General features: G+C 46.1%; 14 protein-coding genes and 1 riboswitch. Of the genes, 10 read left to right on the top strand and 4 right to left on the bottom strand.

Annotated features, from left to right (window positions below; genetic code table 11):
• Positions 1–131: 131 nt before the first annotated feature.
• Both ACWYU8_RS20835 and ubiA read left to right on the top strand, forming a co-directional pair.
• Complete coding sequence (locus ACWYU8_RS20835) at positions 132–671, top strand: chorismate lyase (protein WP_457521656.1); 540 nt, start codon at positions 132–134, stop codon at positions 669–671.
• A complete protein-coding gene (gene ubiA, locus ACWYU8_RS20840; RefSeq protein WP_457521657.1) occupies positions 672–1,526 on the top strand; it encodes a 4-hydroxybenzoate octaprenyltransferase in 855 nt (284 codons plus the stop codon). It abuts the gene before it with no gap.
• A gap of 57 nt (positions 1,527–1,583) precedes the next feature.
• Here the strand turns inward: ubiA and plsB are convergent, their stop codons facing one another.
• Positions 1,584–4,010, bottom strand: coding sequence for a glycerol-3-phosphate 1-O-acyltransferase PlsB (gene plsB, locus ACWYU8_RS20845; RefSeq protein WP_457521658.1), 2,427 nt, complete (start codon positions 4,008–4,010; stop codon positions 1,584–1,586).
• 364 nt (positions 4,011–4,374) lie between these two features.
• Between plsB and lexA the strand changes: the two genes are divergently transcribed.
• The 3 genes from lexA (at position 4,375) to dinF (ending at position 7,365) form a co-directional block, all read left to right on the top strand.
• Positions 4,375–4,995, top strand: coding sequence for a transcriptional repressor LexA (lexA, locus tag ACWYU8_RS20850; RefSeq protein WP_444496483.1), 621 nt, complete (start codon positions 4,375–4,377; stop codon positions 4,993–4,995).
• 176 nt (positions 4,996–5,171) lie between these two features.
• A complete protein-coding gene (locus ACWYU8_RS20855; RefSeq protein WP_457521659.1) occupies positions 5,172–5,966 on the top strand; it encodes a class I SAM-dependent methyltransferase in 795 nt (264 codons plus the stop codon).
• Between the two features lie 55 nt (positions 5,967–6,021).
• Positions 6,022–7,365: an MATE family efflux transporter DinF gene (gene dinF, locus ACWYU8_RS20860; RefSeq protein WP_457521660.1), complete on the top strand. Its 1,344-nt coding sequence runs from the start codon at positions 6,022–6,024 to the stop codon at positions 7,363–7,365.
• 67 nt (positions 7,366–7,432) lie between these two features.
• Here the strand turns inward: dinF and sthA are convergent, their stop codons facing one another.
• The gene (gene sthA / locus ACWYU8_RS20865) at positions 7,433–8,833 is read right to left on the bottom strand and encodes a Si-specific NAD(P)(+) transhydrogenase (protein ID WP_457521661.1); all 1,401 of its coding nucleotides are present in this window, start codon (positions 8,831–8,833) and stop codon (positions 7,433–7,435) included.
• Positions 8,834–9,127: 294 nt separating this feature from the next.
• Between sthA and fabR the strand changes: the two genes are divergently transcribed.
• Positions 9,128–9,769, top strand: a complete 642-nt coding sequence (gene fabR, locus ACWYU8_RS20870) for an HTH-type transcriptional repressor FabR (protein ID WP_457521662.1) — start codon at positions 9,128–9,130, stop codon at positions 9,767–9,769.
• Positions 9,769–10,140, top strand: a complete 372-nt coding sequence (locus ACWYU8_RS20875; protein ID WP_457521663.1) for a YijD family membrane protein — start codon at positions 9,769–9,771, stop codon at positions 10,138–10,140. The genes fabR and ACWYU8_RS20875 overlap by 1 nt, the downstream gene beginning before the upstream one ends.
• A 55-nt stretch (positions 10,141–10,195) precedes the next feature.
• On the opposite strand, the gene trmA is transcribed toward ACWYU8_RS20875, so the two are convergent.
• Entirely contained in the window at positions 10,196–11,302 is a 1,107-nt protein-coding gene (gene trmA, locus ACWYU8_RS20880) for a tRNA (uridine(54)-C5)-methyltransferase TrmA (RefSeq protein ID WP_457521664.1), read from the bottom strand.
• Positions 11,303–11,485: 183 nt separating this feature from the next.
• Positions 11,486–11,687: riboswitch (cobalamin riboswitch) on the top strand.
• Positions 11,688–11,744: 57 nt separating this feature from the next.
• Between trmA and btuB the strand changes: the two genes are divergently transcribed.
• The 3 genes from btuB to murI all read left to right on the top strand — a co-directional run bounded on the left by btuB (position 11,745) and on the right by murI (position 15,176).
• Positions 11,745–13,580, top strand: coding sequence for a TonB-dependent vitamin B12 receptor (gene btuB / locus ACWYU8_RS20885; protein WP_457521665.1), 1,836 nt, complete (start codon positions 11,745–11,747; stop codon positions 13,578–13,580).
• A 65-nt stretch (positions 13,581–13,645) separates the two neighbouring features.
• Positions 13,646–14,338, top strand: a complete 693-nt coding sequence (locus tag ACWYU8_RS20890; protein WP_457521666.1) for a Dph6-related ATP pyrophosphatase — start codon at positions 13,646–13,648, stop codon at positions 14,336–14,338.
• A gap of 31 nt (positions 14,339–14,369) precedes the next feature.
• On the top strand, positions 14,370–15,176 hold the full coding sequence (gene murI, locus ACWYU8_RS20895) for a glutamate racemase (RefSeq protein ID WP_457521667.1): 807 nt from the start codon (positions 14,370–14,372) through the stop codon (positions 15,174–15,176).
• On the opposite strand, the gene ACWYU8_RS20900 is transcribed toward murI, so the two are convergent.
• The gene (locus tag ACWYU8_RS20900; protein ID WP_457521668.1) at positions 15,139–15,594 is read right to left on the bottom strand and encodes an RNA recognition motif domain-containing protein; all 456 of its coding nucleotides are present in this window, start codon (positions 15,592–15,594) and stop codon (positions 15,139–15,141) included. The two genes, murI and ACWYU8_RS20900, sit on opposite strands and share 38 nt — an antisense overlap.
• Between the last annotated feature and the right edge of the window lie 465 nt (positions 15,595–16,059).

Below are 16,059 nucleotides of genomic sequence, written 5' to 3' on the forward strand. Positions count from 1 at the left end.
GATCGCGATATTCGAATCGCTTCAGTCTTGGTACAATAGACCGTCTATAACAAATAACAGAACTTACGGTTTTAATAAGACGGTAAGTTGTGGCTTTATTGTATGCATAAAGCCTCCAATTGAATACTAGTATGAATCAGTCAACATCACTCTATCTTGCTTCTTTATTGGAAGTTGCGTGGCAAAAGCCCGAAGAATTTGAATTTCCTGATGAATTTGTCAAGCATTGGCTTGAAGAACAAGGGTCTTTGTCACGTCGTTTAAAGCAGCACTGTCAGGAATTGACAGTGGAATTGCTACAAAATCAAATCGTCACTGCCAAGACATTAAATCTCGATGAAAGTGAGTTATTGTCTGAGCAAGACTGTCTGTTGCGGGAGGTTGTCTTGTCCGGTGATGACTGTCCCTGGATTGTCGGTCGTACCTTGATCCCGCGCTCCACGCTGGTGGACCAGCAATACGATCTGGCAGAGCAAGGGGATATCCCTTTGGGGCTGACGGTATTTAGCGCGGATAACGTAGAGCGTGACTCACTGCAAATTGGGTGGGTGGCGCTGCCACAAGGCCGTTTTTTAGCGCGACGTTCAAGGTTGTGGATGAATCACAAACCCATGTTAGTTGCCGAGTTATTCTTACCTCATTCACCGATTTACGCTAAGGAGAGGGTGTAAATGTCTGCAGAGAAAGCCAGAGCATATTGGCAACTGACGCGAATGGACCGGCCTATTGGTTCACTATTGCTATTGTGGCCAACCGTTTGGGCACTTGTGATTGCAGCTCAGGGAATGCCGAATTGGAATGTGTTGCTCGTGTTTGTGTTGGGTGTGTTCCTAATGCGAAGTGCAGGGTGTGTTATCAATGATTTTGCCGATCGTAAGGTCGATGGCCACGTAAAGCGCACCAAACAGCGTCCACTGCCATCGGGTAAAGTTACAGCGAAAGAAGCGATAGGTCTGTTCCTGGTGTTAGCCGTAAGCTCGTTTTTACTGGTTCTGACAATGAATCCGTTGACGATTCAGCTCTCATTCGCGGGTGTTGTGCTCGCCTTTATCTATCCGTTCATGAAGCGGTATACCCATCTGCCACAACTGTTTCTTGGGCTGGCCTTTAGCTGGGCAATTCCGATGGCCTGGGCTGCGCAAACTGGTGAGTTGCCACTGATCGTGTGGTTTGTTTTTGTCATTAATGCTTTGTGGACGATTGCATACGATACCCAGTACGCTATGGTTGACCGTGATGATGACTTAAAAATTGGTATTAAATCGACGGCGATTTTGTTTGGCCGTCATGACAAGTTAATCATCGGCATTTTGCAGCTGATAACCTTAGCGATGCTGGTTGGGTTAGGGCAGTTTTATCAGCTGGGCCAGAGTTATTACTGGACGATTCTGGTTGCCGCTTCGCTGTTTGTTTATCAGCAGCATCTGATTCGTCATCGTGAGCGCGACTTGTGTTTTAGAGCGTTTTTGAACAACAACTATGTCGGCATGGTAATCGCCATTGGTTTGTTAGTGGCGTTTTGGTAGAAACTCGAAATATGAAAAAGGCATCCGATTGGATGCCTTTTTGCTTTTTACGCTTTGTTACGCGTGAAGCTGATGAATACTTTCTTCGATGGTCAGTTTTACTTCCGGGTAAAGTAAAGCAAACAACAGTTTGGCGAATTTTTCTGTCTTTTCGGTATCGCAGTTACCATCTTTGTCCAGATACGCTTGCTGTTTCAAAGTATTGAACATTGCGGTAAACACGCCTTTATCAAAGAATTCTGGCGCGTTAATGCCGTGCAAACGTCCCAAACGCTGTGCGATATCTTGGCTCTTCTGTTCCAGATCTGACTTGCCCAGTTCAGGATAGGCAACCAGCAAATTCATCGCGATCGAGTATCGCTGCAGCGTCTCAGTAATCGTGCGACCTAACAGAACCAACGGCTGGTTGTTGGACTGGTTGATCTCCAGCTTGTTGCCATCCAGACAGATCATTTTCTGCTCGGCAAACTCACTAAGAATTTTCTCAACCAGTTTATTCAAATCGTCTTCCTGATAGCTTAAGAACAGCTCTTTTTTCAGGAATGGATAGATGTGTGCGACGTTCTGCTGAACCTTTTCAACCGTTAAGTTGCGCTGACGAATGATCATCTGAGCAATCAGTGAAGGAAGCGCAAACAAGTGAATGATGTTGTTACGGTAGTAAGTCATCAGAATCGACTGGTTGCGGTCCAGTGAAATGATGTCACCCATGCTGTCTGTTTCAATCACAAACTTATCGAGTGCGATGGCGTGATCAACCAACTCTTCAGCACTTTCGCTTGGAATGGTCGAAGTGCTTGAATATGGATTGTTCTTCAGCAGCTTCAGGTAACATTCAATCTGACTGATCAGAGAATCACGAGACAAAGCGCGCTGACGGGAAGCCAGCAGAGCGGTGGCACAGAGTGTCAGCGCGTTGGCCGCTGCCGCATCGTTAATGTGTGTCATCATCTTATTGGCTAGCCCGTTTACTACCGGGTTCATCCACTGTGGTTTGCTGCCACCCATCGGGTCGATGTCTTTAGTCCACTCAGGTGCATGCTCGTTGAGGTATTGGTTGAGCTGAATTGGCTCACCAAAGTTTACGTAGCCCAAACCAAAGTTGCGAAGTTTACGCAGAGTACGCAATACCAGACCGGCGTTTTCTTTCTCCTTGCGCTTGCCACGCAGTTCTTTAGCGTAAGTGCTTACTTCCATTACATGCTCATAGCCGATATACACCGGCACAAGAGTTACCGGACGGTTTAGACCACGCAGCATTGCCTGAATAGTCATCGCCAACATACCTGTTTTTGCTTGCAGCAAACGACCAGTTCGAGAGCGACCACCTTCACTGAAGTACTCAACGGAGTAACCCTTGGCAAATAGCTCGGCCAGATACTCACGGAAAATCGTTGAGTAGAGTTTATTGCCTTTAAAGCTACGACGGATAAAGAACGCACCACCACGGCGGAAAATAGGGCCTGCCGGGAAGAAGTTAAGGTTAATACCTGCAGCAATGTGCGGTGGCACCATACCTTCATGGTAAAGAACGTAAGAAAGCAGCAGATAATCCATGTGGCTGCGATGGCAGGGTACGTAGACGATTTCGTGGCCATCTTGTGCCAGACGGCGGACCGTCGAAGCGTTGTTTATGTGCAGACCTTGGTAAAGTTTATTCCACAGCCAGCCGAGAATACGGTCGCCATTTTTCACCAACCCATAAGAGAAGTTCGCCGCAATTTCGTCCATGATGTCATGGGCCTCTTTGCGCGCTTTTTCGATCGAGATGTTTTTGCTCTTTGCTTCATCTTCAATCGCTTGTTCGATAGCAGGTGACTTCATTAAGCGCGCAAACAAAACCTGACGTTGCGGAAGGTTCGGTCCCGATGCTGCCAACTTTTGACGAGAGAAGTGGATACGAGCCACACGCGCCAGTTTGTGGGCAATAGCACTATCGGTGCCATGAGAATCTGCCATGTAGCGCAAAGATACCACTGGGCTAAAGCGAACTAAACAGTCACGACCTGACGCCACAACCGCTTGGGCTTTTTGCACACCATTCATAGGTTGCAGGTAAGGTTTGCTGCTTGCCTCTTTACCTGGTTTACGCCCCCACAGAACAGTCGCTGGGATCATCTGTACGTCGAGACCGCTGTCCGTTTTGTGCAGCTCTAATAACTGAGTGAACAGAGAATCAGATTCCGTCGGTACATCATTATCGTTCCCCATCACCGTTGGGCGGGCAGCAATAAAGACGTAACGGTTTAACGTTTTGCCATTGATTTCCAGTGGACTGAGCGGATCAGGCAGACCAAGGCTCATGGCTTGTTTTTGCAGTGTCAGCAAATCCACGTTCGAGCGGAACGGTAAGGCATACACAATCGGTTTTGCCAGATCGATATTGAGATCTTCAATTGGATTCGATGGGATTGTGGTGCCCTTTACCAGTACCGATAAAGGTAGTTTTAGTAATGAACGTGAAAATGATTGTCCAGAAGACATAAAGTTCACAGCCTCGATAGGTATTCAAACAGGCCCCGGCTTATTTCTTTGTCCGCGTTACCCCATCTTTTTTAGAAGATGAGTACAGCAATAGAAATAAGCCCAGACAATAAATTTTAAGCGCAGCAAGGATAACAGAAACTGGTCGAACCTTTTAATTTTATTGAATGGATTTTGGTCAAAAGGCCAAGCCGTGCTTTAGTTTAGTTAACTTTAAGCGTGCTGTTTTAAACACTTATGACATGAAGGATTGTGGAGAACGTCAGGAAGTTAGGCAAATAAATTAAAAAACAACCAATTGGGTTTCCATTTAACCATTTACTGGATATACTCACAGTTAACTGTATAAAAAGACAGGTGAGACATGAAGCCGTTAACGCCACGCCAACAACAAGTCTTCGATTTGATCAAAAGTAAAATCGATGACACCGGAATGCCACCAACCCGTGCAGAGATTGCGCGTGAGCTTGGCTTCCGCTCTGCAAATGCTGCAGAGGAACACCTAAAAGCACTTGCTCGTAAGCAAGCGATTGAAATTATTCCAGGTGCATCTCGCGGGATTCGCATTCTGCTTGAAGACGCTGCAAATGATGATCAGGGCTTGCCTCTGATTGGTCAGGTTGCGGCAGGTGAGCCGATTTTGGCTCAAGAGCATGTGGAAGCCCATTACCAAGTCGATCCAGCGATGTTTAAGCCACAAGCTGATTTCTTGCTGCGCGTAAATGGCGAAAGTATGAAAAACATCGGTATTATGGATGGTGACTTGCTGGCTGTACATAAAACCCAAGATGTACGTGATGGTCAGGTTGTCGTTGCCCGAGTCGATGACGATGTGACGGTAAAACGCTTGGAACGTAAAGGTTCTACTGTATTACTGCACGCTGAGAATGAAGAGTTTGCACCTATTCAGGTGGATCTGACATCTCAACACCTGACGATTGAAGGTTTAGCGGTCGGCATCATTCGTAATACCGACTGGATGTAAACTTTTTAACAACAGCCCAGACATACTGGGCTGTTGTGTCTGATCGTCTTTCTGTTTTATATCTTGCCCCATTTCACACTTCCTTGTTGCTCAATAGCATTCCTGCTTGATACTGTAATTGATATTCATTATCATTTGATTCCATAACCATTATTTCCATTGGCGCAGGAAATGCCATGTCTAAGTTTAAACATCAAGTTCCCAATCATTTGTTGAAACCTTTGTTGTTACGTAGCCGTGAAAGTATGGTCGACAATGGATTGGTCTATGATCCCATTGCTGCGAAAGCCTGCCTGAGTTGTAAAATGGCGCCAGATTGCCTGAGTGGTGATGTGGCACAAAAGCAGTTGTTGCATGTGACGTTAACGCAGCTCTGTGACCAACAGGTCAATCAGTTTTTGCAGCAACATCCTGATGCATGGGTCATCAACGTTGGCGCAGGTCTCGACACTCGTTTCTACCGTTTGGATAATGGACGTTGCCATTGGATTGAGCTCGATGTTACGGAGAATCTGGTTTGGCGCCAGCGACTGTTCCATAAAAACGAACGTTACGAGCACCACATAGGCAATGTGGAAGATATGTGTTGGCTTGACTCTCTTGCTATTCCAGACAAAGCACCTGTTCTGGTTGTCTGTGAAATGGCATTACTGGATTGTTCAGCATCGCTTATTGCCCGTTTTATTCAAACTCTCGGCCGCTACTTTGTGTCCGCTGAAGTGTGTATGGTTCTGGCTGGGGATCTGACCGAAAGCAAGTGGGGACAGAAACTCGGCTCTGATTGTTATGCGCATGGTTTTGAAGCTCCTGCAGAACAGATCCTGCAATGGCTGCCCTGGGCACAATGGGTAAAAGTGTTTTCGCCTTTTGACCGCTTTTGCTCACGCTGGAAAGCCTGGCAACGCTGGCTCAATAAGATCCCCTTATTGAAGCATCGACTTACGCCCGTTCTCGTGCATATCAAGTGGTGATTGGCTAGTCATTCAGCACTCAGGTACACTCGTTAGCCTAGCTAACGAGGTGCCTGTGACAAACTCTATTTTCTCTCCTTTATCTAATCCTCAGGTGCACCGTCAGGTCTTGGCGCTTGCCATTCCTATGGTGCTGTCGAATATTACCGTTCCGCTGCTTGGTCTGGTTGATGCGGCTGTGATTGGCCATCTTGAACATGCTTGGTATTTGGGCGGTGTCGCTTTAGGTAGCACGATGATTAGCGTGACCTTCTGGCTGCTCGGCTTTTTACGCATGTCGACAACCGGATTAGCCGCGCAATCTTATGGTGGTGATGACCGAAAGCAGTTGGCCTTAGTCTTCATGCAAGGGGCTTTGATGGCGTTGCTGTTTGCGCTGCTGTTTTTATTAGCTCATAGCGCAATTGGCGATCTTATTTTTGGCTGGAGTGAAGCTAGTACCCAAGTCAAACATTACGGCATGCAGTATTTCTCTATTCGAGTCTGGAGTGCACCGGCGGCATTGATGAACTTCGTGCTGCTGGGATGGTTGTTGGGTACACAAAACGCCAAAGCGCCGATGTGGATGGTGATCATTACTAACCTCACTAACATTGCACTGGATGTTTTGTTCGTCATTGGTTTTGACTGGAAAGTAGAAGGGGTAGCATTAGCGTCTGTGATTGCCGACTACTCAGGCATGGCGTTTGGCTTAGTCTGTGTGTGGAAAACGTGGCAAGAGCGGCAGCTTCCAATACCGAAGAGTTTACTTGGAGAGACTCAGCATGGGCTGGGGCGCTTTGTAAAACTCAATCGCGATATCTTCTTACGCTCGTTATGTCTGCAAGCGGCATTTAGCTTTATGACGTTTCAGGGGGCGAGCTTTGGTGATGATGTCGTGGCAGCGAATGCGGTGCTGATGAGCTTTCTGATGATTATATCTTACGGTATGGATGGTTTTGCGTACGCTATGGAAGCCATGGTAGGCAAAGCCATCGGGGCGAAAGACAGACAGCAGCTGAGTGCCTCATTGATTGGCACCTTCTTTTGGAGTCTTCTTATCTGCTTGGCTTTAACCGCAGTCTTTGCTTTTTCAGGATCGTACTTGATCGCCACGATCACCTCGATAGATGCAGTGCAGCAGCAAGCTGCTATGTATCTGCCATGGTTGGTAGTGATGCCGCTGGCTTCAATGTGGTGCTTTTTGTTAGACGGGATATTTGTCGGAGCGACCAAGGGCAAAGACATGCGCAATAGCATGTTTGTGGCAACTTGCAGCTTCTTTGTTATCTTTTATCTTTTCTCGGGATTGGAAAATCATGCACTTTGGCTGGCGATGACCAGTTTTATGGTAATGCGCGGCATCGGACTTGGGGTGATTTTTGTCAATCAGTGGCGCAAGGGAACATTTCTCGCTTAACGCTTACTGCAAACAAAAACAGCAGACATGATGTCTGCTGTTTTGTTAGTTACTGTTGTTCGTCGAATCAGAACAGTCGGTTCAATCCATTCAACGCTGCTACGCGGTAGGCTTCGGCCATGGTCGGGTAGTTAAATGTTGTGTTAACGAAGTATTCGATGGTATTCGCTTCACCTTTCTGTTCCATAATGGCTTGACCGATGTGGATGATTTCCGCTGCACGTTGACCAAAACAGTGGATGCCAAGGATCTCTTTGGTTTCGCGATGGAACAAAATCTTCAAACTGCCAATGTCTTTTCCTGCGATCTGTGCACGTGCCAGATGTTTGAAGGAAGAGCGACCGACCTCGTAAGGCACTTTCGCAGCCGTCAATTCTTGCTCTGTCTTACCAACTGAACTGATTTCCGGAATGGTGTAGATGCCCGTCGGGATATCTTCGATCAGGTAATTATCTGCCTGACCTTTAGTAATGGCTTGGGCCACAAAGCGTCCCTGATCATAGGCTGCGCTTGCCAGACTTGGGTAACCAATTACATCACCAACTGCGTAAATGTTTTCAACTACCGTTTGGTAGTTGCGGTTTACTTTTAATTGTCCACGAGAGTCTGCTTCCAGACCAACTGCACCCAGGTTGAGTTTGTCCGTGTTACCTGTTCGGCCGTTTGCGTACAGCAGACAATCGGCGAGCATCTTCTTGCCGGATTTCAGGTGGATAATTACACCGTCTTCAGTGCCTTCAATTTTCTCGTAAGTTTCATCATTGCGAATCACGACACCGCTATTCCAGAAATGGTATGACAGCGCATCAGAAACTTCGTTATCTAAGAATGACAACAGGCGGTCACGGGTATTGATAAGGTCGGTTTTCACACCAAGCCCGCGGAAGATTGATGCGTATTCACAACCAATGACGCCAGCACCATAAATAATGATATGACGAGGGTCGTGCTTCAGGCTCAGGATTGAGTCGCTGTCATAAATGCGCTCATGCAGGAAATCGACATCATCTGGTTGGTAGGGGCGTGAACCAGTCGCAATGACAAATTTATCTGCTGAGTAGATTTCTTCGGTGCCATCACTTTGCATCACCGCGACAGAATAACAGTCGATAAAACGCGCGGTACCAAAAAGCAGCGTACATTGGTTACGGTCGTAGAAACCCTGGCGCAGACGCGTTTGCTTGTCGATAACTGACTTTGCATGGCCCAAAATGTCAGAAAATGTTGCATGCAGGCTGGTGTTATTGCGGCAGAACAACGGATTGCTGTTGAATTCAATGATACGGCTAACCGCATGACGCAGTGCTTTTGATGGAATGGTCCCCCAATGCGTGCAGCCACCACCTACGCTACTCTCTTTTTCGATGATGGCGACATTCAGTCCTGCTTTGGTTAATCCCATCGCAGCCCCTTCTCCACCTGGGCCACTACCAATTACGATCACGTCAAAGTGATTAACATGCGCCATGATGTATTTCCTTGTTATATTTGCTTAACATTGCTTTAGCGCAATTTTAACCCATTTGCGCTATAGGTACAGCTAATGGCCACTAGAGAGTGGAAGTGATCACGCAGAAACAATCAAAAGAACGAAATGGCTTGTTGGATGTCTATAAATTGCAGTAAGAATATTGCAATTCGATGCTTGCCAATAGTAACGTTTGCGCGACTCACTCCAGTCGAGGCAACATCTCTTTCTCCGTAGGGGAGAATTGCGTTATATTGAGGCTCTTGTACCCTACAGAAAAAGAGCAAGTTAAGAATGAAATCGATGGGAATCCGCGCACAGCAGAAAGAGAAGACACGTCGATCACTGATCGATGCGGCATTTAGTCAATTAAGTGCGGATCGCAGTTTTTCCAGTCTCAGCTTGCGAGAAGTTGCCCGAGAGGCCGGAATTGCCCCCACTTCTTTTTATCGCCACTTCAAAGACATGGACGAGCTAGGCTTAACGATGGTCGATGAAGGGGGGTTGCTGTTACGCCAATTGATGCGCCAGGCGCGTCAGCGGATTGTCAAAGAAGGGAGTGTGATTCGAACTTCGGTTGAAACCTTTATGGAATTCATTGAAAGTAGTCCAAACGTATTTCGCTTATTGCTGCGTGAGCGTTCTGGCACTTCCTCTGAATTTCGGACTGCCGTCGCTCGAGAAATTCAGCATTTTGCGGCAGAATTAACCGAGTACTTAATGAGCTCCGGCGTGACCAGAGACGAGGCGTATACTCAAGCAGAGGCGTCGGTGACTTTGGTATTCAGCTCGGGTGCTGAAGCTTTAGATTTAGATCGACGTGAGCGAGATGAACTCGCGGAACGATTGATTATGCAATTGCGAATGATAGCCAAAGGGGCTTATTGGTATCGCAAAGAACGTGAACGTAACCGATTAAAAGGCAGGATAGAATAATGTCGAATGGAAATAAATCTGAAAAGAAAACGCTGATTTTAGCGTTGGTTGCAGGTGTGTGTGGTGATGCTCTGTTGTCATGGTTGACGATGAGCGAAGTCTCTTTCTCAATCTTCCCATTGATTGCACTTGTGCTGGCAGTACAGGCGCTTTACCAAGAATACCTTAACAACCCGGTATCGGAAGATATCCCATTGGTTGGACTGGCGTGTTTCTTTGTAGGTGCATTTGGTCACTCAGCGTTTGTTAAAGCGCAATACCCAGAAGCAGGTTCAAACTTCTTTGCCATCATGGTTTCTATGCTCCTACTTGTATGGATCGGTAAGAAGCTTGGCTTTATGGAACACAAAAGCAAAACTTCAGCGGAATAACACCGCAGAGGTTAAATAAAAAAGCGAGCTGTTGAGCTCGCTTTTTTTACATCGCTTACTTGCGCTCCAGCAGTACACCAGCTTCCATATGGTGGGTGTATGGGAACTGATCAAACAGAGCAAAACGCGTGATTTTGTGTGTTTCGCTCAAGATGTCTAAGTTCTCTTTCAGAGTGTCAGGATTGCAAGAAATGTACATGATGCGCTCGTAACCTTGCACCATTTTGCAGGTATCCATATCCATACCTGAACGAGGTGGATCAACAAAAATCGTGTTGCAGTTGTAGCTCTTTAAATCGATACCCGCTTCTTTCAGACGATTGAATTCGCGTTTACCTTCCATCGCTTCAGTAAACTCTTCTGCCGACATACGAATGATTTGCACGTTGTCGATTTTATTGGCAGCGATATTGTACTGTGCAGAATGTACCGAAGGTTTCGCTAATTCGGTTGCCAACACGCGATCGAAGTTTTGCGCCAATGCCAGTGAGAAGTTGCCGTTACCGCAGTAAAGTTCAAGTAGGTCGCCCGTGCTGTCTTGGGTACAGTCTACCGCCCATTCCAGCATTTTTTCAGCTACCTTACCGTTTGGTTGCGTAAAGCTATTTTCAACTTGTTGGTAAATGTAGGTTTGGCCGTTAACGTCCAGCTTCTCAACTACGTAGTCCTGATCGAGGATGATTTTCATCTTACGTGCGCGGCCGATGATGTTGAGGTTGAATCCTTCATCATTCAGGCGTTGCTTCATCGCTTTGGCATTTTCAATCCACTCATCATCAAGCTGACGGTGGTAAAGCAGAGAAACCAGAATCTCGCCGCTAAGCGTAGAAAGAAAATCCACCTGAAATAACTTACGACGCAGTGAATCATTGTCTTTCATCGCTTCAATTAATAGAGGCATTAAGTCATTAATCAGGCGACTGGCTGCAGGGAACTGGTCAACTCGGTATTTTTCACGAGTTTCCTGATTAAACATGATGTAGTACAGGTCTTCACCTTCATGCCAGACACGAAACTCAGCACGCATACGGTAATGCTGCTCTGGTGATTCAAACACTTCCAGCTCTGGCACGTTGTATTGCGTGAACATATCAGTGAGACGTTCGACTTTTTCAGCCAGTTGTTCTTGGTAGCGTTGTGGGTTTACATCAAGAGTCGCCATGATCTTACCTTTTATGGTGCATTCAATTTAAGAGCGCAGATTTTATTCAATCTCATCGTTATGTCCAGCTTTGTACCGGAATTGGTTTAAAGATAGTGCGTATAACGCTGTGAGAAAACCAATCAGAAAACATTAATATTACTAAGGGCAATATTGGCTGGACAAATAATCCATAGCTGAATAGTATTTGCCTCAAGCTGGTGCTATCTAGCAATCTAGATGGCTGAAATGGGAATCTGGTGAGAGTCCAGAACTGACGCGCAGCGGTAAAAGAGAACGAAAGCTTATTTAGACACTGCATGGTTTGATGTGGGAAGTCGAGCGAGTAGGTGGGGTAAAAGCCAGGCTCTTAAGTCCGAATACTTGCCAGCAACTGAGCCATAGCACTGGACTGCCGACAACGGTAGGGCTCAGATGTAATTACGCGATTTAGGACAATACAATGAAAAAATCTGCATTGGCGATCACTCTGGCATCGCTGCTTTCACCTGTTTCTTCTCTACAGGCCCAAGAAACCTCCGCTGACGAAACCATCGTTGTTACTGCTAACCGTTTTGAGCAAGCGCAAAGCAATACGCTTGCCGACGTGGAAGTGGTGACCCGTCAGGATATAGACCGTATCCAAGCGAAGACGCTTCCAGATGTACTGCGTCGACTTACGGGTATTCAGGTATCACAAAATGGTGGACGTGGTCAGTTGGCCTCTCTGTATGTACGTGGTACTAGTTCAGACCAAGTTTTGGTACTGGTGGATGGAGTTCGTTTTGCGCGTGCAGCAAAAGGTGCGGTTGATTTCAACCAGATCCCTCTGACTTATGTTCAGCGCATTGAGTATGTGCGCGGTGCGCGGGCGTCGTTGTACGGCTCCGAGGCGATTGGCGGTGTTATTAATATCATCACGGTGGCTCGTACTGAAGATGAAGGAACTAAGTTGAGCGCAGGCCTCGGCAGTCTGGATTATCAGGAGCTTAGTGTCGCATCTGGTATTAAAGTCGGTGACAGTGGCCAGTTAAATCTTGCATTGGGGACAGAAAGCGACGAAGGCTACAACGTTCGTCCTGTCGCTGGGATAAACGATGGTGACCGCCATGGTTTTGAAAGTAAGAATGGCCTGATTGGCTACGTACATAACTTTGATGAACAGTGGTCTGCATTTGGTAACCTTCGTGCGTACGAGAATGTCTATCAGTATGACAGTAGCTACGGCAGTCGTGGTTACTATGAAGCAGAGAAAGCTGACTTCTCAGCAACGATTGGAGGTAAATACCAATCTGACAACCTGATGTCCGAGTTACAAGTTACGGCTCAAAAGCAGAAGTCATGGGACTACGAGCAAGCGTCAGGTAAGCACTCGGGTTCAGAAGACGAGCTAGAGCAGCAAAATGTGCAGTGGACTAACAGTTATCTTCTAAACACCAATACAACGTTTGCTGGTGGTATTGATTGGCGTGACGAGTCTTATGTTGATAAGAACGCAAATAAAACGTTCGATCGCACCAATGGCGCATTATTTGGCATGGCAACAACCACTATTGAAAATGCTATGTTCGAAGGTAGTGCCCGTATCGATGATAACGAAGAGTACGGCAGTGAGTTTACTTACAGTCTGGCAGCAGGTTACCAGTTCCTTCCAGAGTTTGGTGCTAAAGCCTCTTTCGGTACCGCATTTAAAGCGCCTAACCTTTATCAGCAATACGACCCAACTTACGGTGAAGCAGACCTTAAGCCGGAAGAATCTGATGCATGGGAAATCAGCTTTAGTGGTGATGTACAAGGCGTTTTCTGGTCACTAACGGGTTATGACTATAAGATCACTGATCTTATTGACTACCATCCAACGACATACAAGTATCTGAATGTTGACGGTGAAACTCACATTCAAGGCGTTGAGTTGGTTGCTGAGTTCGAAACTGGTATTGTGCAGCATCAATTGAGTGCGGATTACAAAGACGCCGAAGATGATAATGGTGAGCAGCTGCAACGTCGTGCCAAAGAAATGTATAAGTGGAACGCGGTTGTGAACTTTGACAAAGTTGATTGGGCAATTAGCTATCTATACGTAGGCAAGCGCCCAGATGTTGACTACAACTCTTGGCCGTCTCAGGACGTGTACATGCCTTCTTACTCACTGGTGGATACGGCTGTCACTTACTACCCAAATGAGTCAACAACCATTAGTGCGCGAATCGATAACTTGTTTGATGAAGAGTATGAAATGGCGTTGGGTTATCCAGCAGCAGAACGTGCTTACTACTTAAACATCGGTTACCAATTCTAACCGTATTGATGTACTAAAACCGCCTTCGGGCGGTTTTTTCTATCTCTAATCGGTATGGAGACATCATGTGTAAACCTAAACGAGTCATGATTAGCTGGTCGAGTGGCAAGGATTCCACATTGACGTTAGAAAGGTTGCAAGAAAACCCCAATTATAAGGTTGTTGGACTCTACACAACTTATGTCGACGACGAAGTTCCCTTTCAAGCGACACCTCTTGAAGTTGTGCAGATGCAAGCTGACTTATTGCACTTACCTCTTATCAAAATCGAGCTACCCGAAGTCTTTCCAAGCAATCAGGTGTATCAATCCACCATTGTTAATGCATTGACTGAGAGTGGGCTAAACATAGAAGCAGTCGCTTTTGGAGATATGTTCTGTAATGGTATCGCCGACTATCGACGTAGCTACATTGAGCCAGCAGGGTGGGAATGTGTCTTTCCTTTGATGGGGGAAGACAGCAAAGCATTGGCGTTGGAAATCATTGTTCGCGGTATTCAAACCATGCTGATAACGACGGATGGTCAAGTACTATCATCAGATTGGTGCGGTCGTTGGTATGACAAAACGTTAGTCGAGTCGCTACCAAGTCATGTCGATCCCTGTGGGGAAGATGGCGAGTTCCATACCTTAGTGACATCCACCCCTTCATTTCAAGGTCATATAGAACTGGTTAAGTTAGGCGTCGAGATAGGGGAGAGGTTCAGTCATCAAAGATACCAAGCCAATGCATTGCCAAAACAAATCCAGAGAGTATGATCGCAGCGTTTGTATTGTTTAGGTAAGACTCGTGCGAGTAGCGGATAAGAAAAAAGTTCTAGTGTTTGACTCTGGTGTTGGCGGGCTATCTGTATTTAAAGAAATACATCGCCTTTTGCCTCAACTGGACTATCTCTATATATTCGACAATCAGGCTTACCCATATGGTGAGCTGGAACAGAGTGTTCTTATCTCGCGTGTGAACCAGTTCGTCTCTGCGTTAGTCGATGAGTATAAGGTTGATATCGTCGTTATAGCTTGTAATACCGCGAGTACCATCGTTCTGCCATCATTGCGTGAAAAGCTGTCTATCCCTGTCGTCGGTGTCGTGCCAGCCATTAAGCCTGCATCATTACTTGCCTCCAAAGGGGTGGGATTAATAGCGACACCTGCCACTGTCACTAGGCAATATACCCACAAATTGATTCGAGATTATGCTCAGGGTAAATCTGTGGAGCTACTTGGCTCAACCCGTTTAGTCGACATCGCCGAAGAAAAGCTACGTGGTAAAGAAGTTTGTATTTCAGAGCTGGAAAGTATCCTCGAACCACTACGGTATAAAGTCGATGTCGCGGTACTAGGCTGTACACACTTTCCTCTTATTAAAGAAGAGATCCATCAGGCTCTGGGTGGAAACGTTGCATTAGTTGATTCAGGGGAGGCAATTGCACGCCGAGTGAAAGCATTACTGTGCAGTGAACAAATGAACGAAACGTTCGAAGAAGGGGAAAAGCAAATTTATGCCAGTGCACCTCCTTGGCAAGAAGATGCACTGAATACCTGTCTGGCGAAGTTAGGATTTAGTCCTGTTCAAGTTTATCGTCTTCAGGATGTTTAGGATCGTTAGCAATACGGACTTTAAGCGTTCTGTCCAGGTAGACTCTTTCATTTAGCTTAGAGATGGCAGGCTTAGCATCTTCCGCTGCCATTACAACAAAGCCAAATCCTCTTCTTTTACCGGTGCGTTTATCCTTCATCAGGCGCACAGCATAGACCTGCCCATATTCTGCAAATAAGTCGCGCACGTGATTTTCATTGGCTTTATAAGGTAGGTTGCCTACATACAAAGTTTTCGTTGACGGTTCAGCGTCGGTTGATTGATCGGTTGGTGTTTGGCTAGAAAATGAAAACAGAAAAGCAGTAGCGACAACACCGATAAGAAAGCTTAGCGCGGGTGAAATGGCGAATTGAGAGAATATCACTCCCCCAATGACGGCCAATCCGGCACATGAAATCAGATTTTTTTTAGACGTCATTTTGATTACTACACATAGATGATAAAGAGATCGTTTGCCTATTAACATAATAGACACATGAATCTTACGTATATGGTTGGTGTTTTTCCAACCAATTGCTGTGATATGTCTCAAATGTGACGAAGAAATATGCGATTTTTATCGTATTGATTAACAAGTGACCGTTTGAAAGTTTTTTTTAAAAAAAAGGTTGTGCTAATTTCTCAACTCCCTATACTGCGCATCCACCGACACGGAGTGAGACGAAAGTCACGCAGCGAGTCGGAAACGAGAGAAAAAGAAGTTTGAAAAAATGCTTGACTCTCAAATCGGGAAGCGTAAGATACGCACCCCTGACACCGAGACGCGAAAGCGGCGAGCGAGTCAGAATAGCTCTTTAAAAATAAGAACCTATCAATCTGTGTGGGCACTCGTTGATGATAATCCAATTAGAAACTTCGGTTTCAAATTAGGTTTCAATGAACT

It is taken from the genome of Vibrio limimangrovi, from assembly GCF_054064025.1.

Excerpts from the sequence above, each read along its gene's own strand:
- ACWYU8_RS20835 (WP_457521656.1), top strand. The coding sequence starts at position 132 with ATGAATCAGTCAACATCACTCTATCTTGCTTCTTTATTGGAAGTTGCG.
- ubiA (WP_457521657.1), top strand. The coding sequence starts at position 672 with ATGTCTGCAGAGAAAGCCAGAGCATATTGGCAACTGACGCGAATGGAC.
- plsB (WP_457521658.1), bottom strand. The coding sequence starts at position 4,010 with ATGTCTTCTGGACAATCATTTTCACGTTCATTACTAAAACTACCTTTA.
- lexA (WP_444496483.1), top strand. The coding sequence starts at position 4,375 with ATGAAGCCGTTAACGCCACGCCAACAACAAGTCTTCGATTTGATCAAA.
- ACWYU8_RS20855 (WP_457521659.1), top strand. The coding sequence starts at position 5,172 with ATGTCTAAGTTTAAACATCAAGTTCCCAATCATTTGTTGAAACCTTTG.
- sthA (WP_457521661.1), bottom strand. The coding sequence starts at position 8,833 with ATGGCGCATGTTAATCACTTTGACGTGATCGTAATTGGTAGTGGCCCA.
- fabR (WP_457521662.1), top strand. The coding sequence starts at position 9,128 with ATGAAATCGATGGGAATCCGCGCACAGCAGAAAGAGAAGACACGTCGA.
- ACWYU8_RS20875 (WP_457521663.1), top strand. The coding sequence starts at position 9,769 with ATGTCGAATGGAAATAAATCTGAAAAGAAAACGCTGATTTTAGCGTTG.
- trmA (WP_457521664.1), bottom strand. The coding sequence starts at position 11,302 with ATGGCGACTCTTGATGTAAACCCACAACGCTACCAAGAACAACTGGCT.
- btuB (WP_457521665.1), top strand. The coding sequence starts at position 11,745 with ATGAAAAAATCTGCATTGGCGATCACTCTGGCATCGCTGCTTTCACCT.
- ACWYU8_RS20890 (WP_457521666.1), top strand. The coding sequence starts at position 13,646 with ATGTGTAAACCTAAACGAGTCATGATTAGCTGGTCGAGTGGCAAGGAT.
- ACWYU8_RS20900 (WP_457521668.1), bottom strand. The coding sequence starts at position 15,594 with ATGACGTCTAAAAAAAATCTGATTTCATGTGCCGGATTGGCCGTCATT.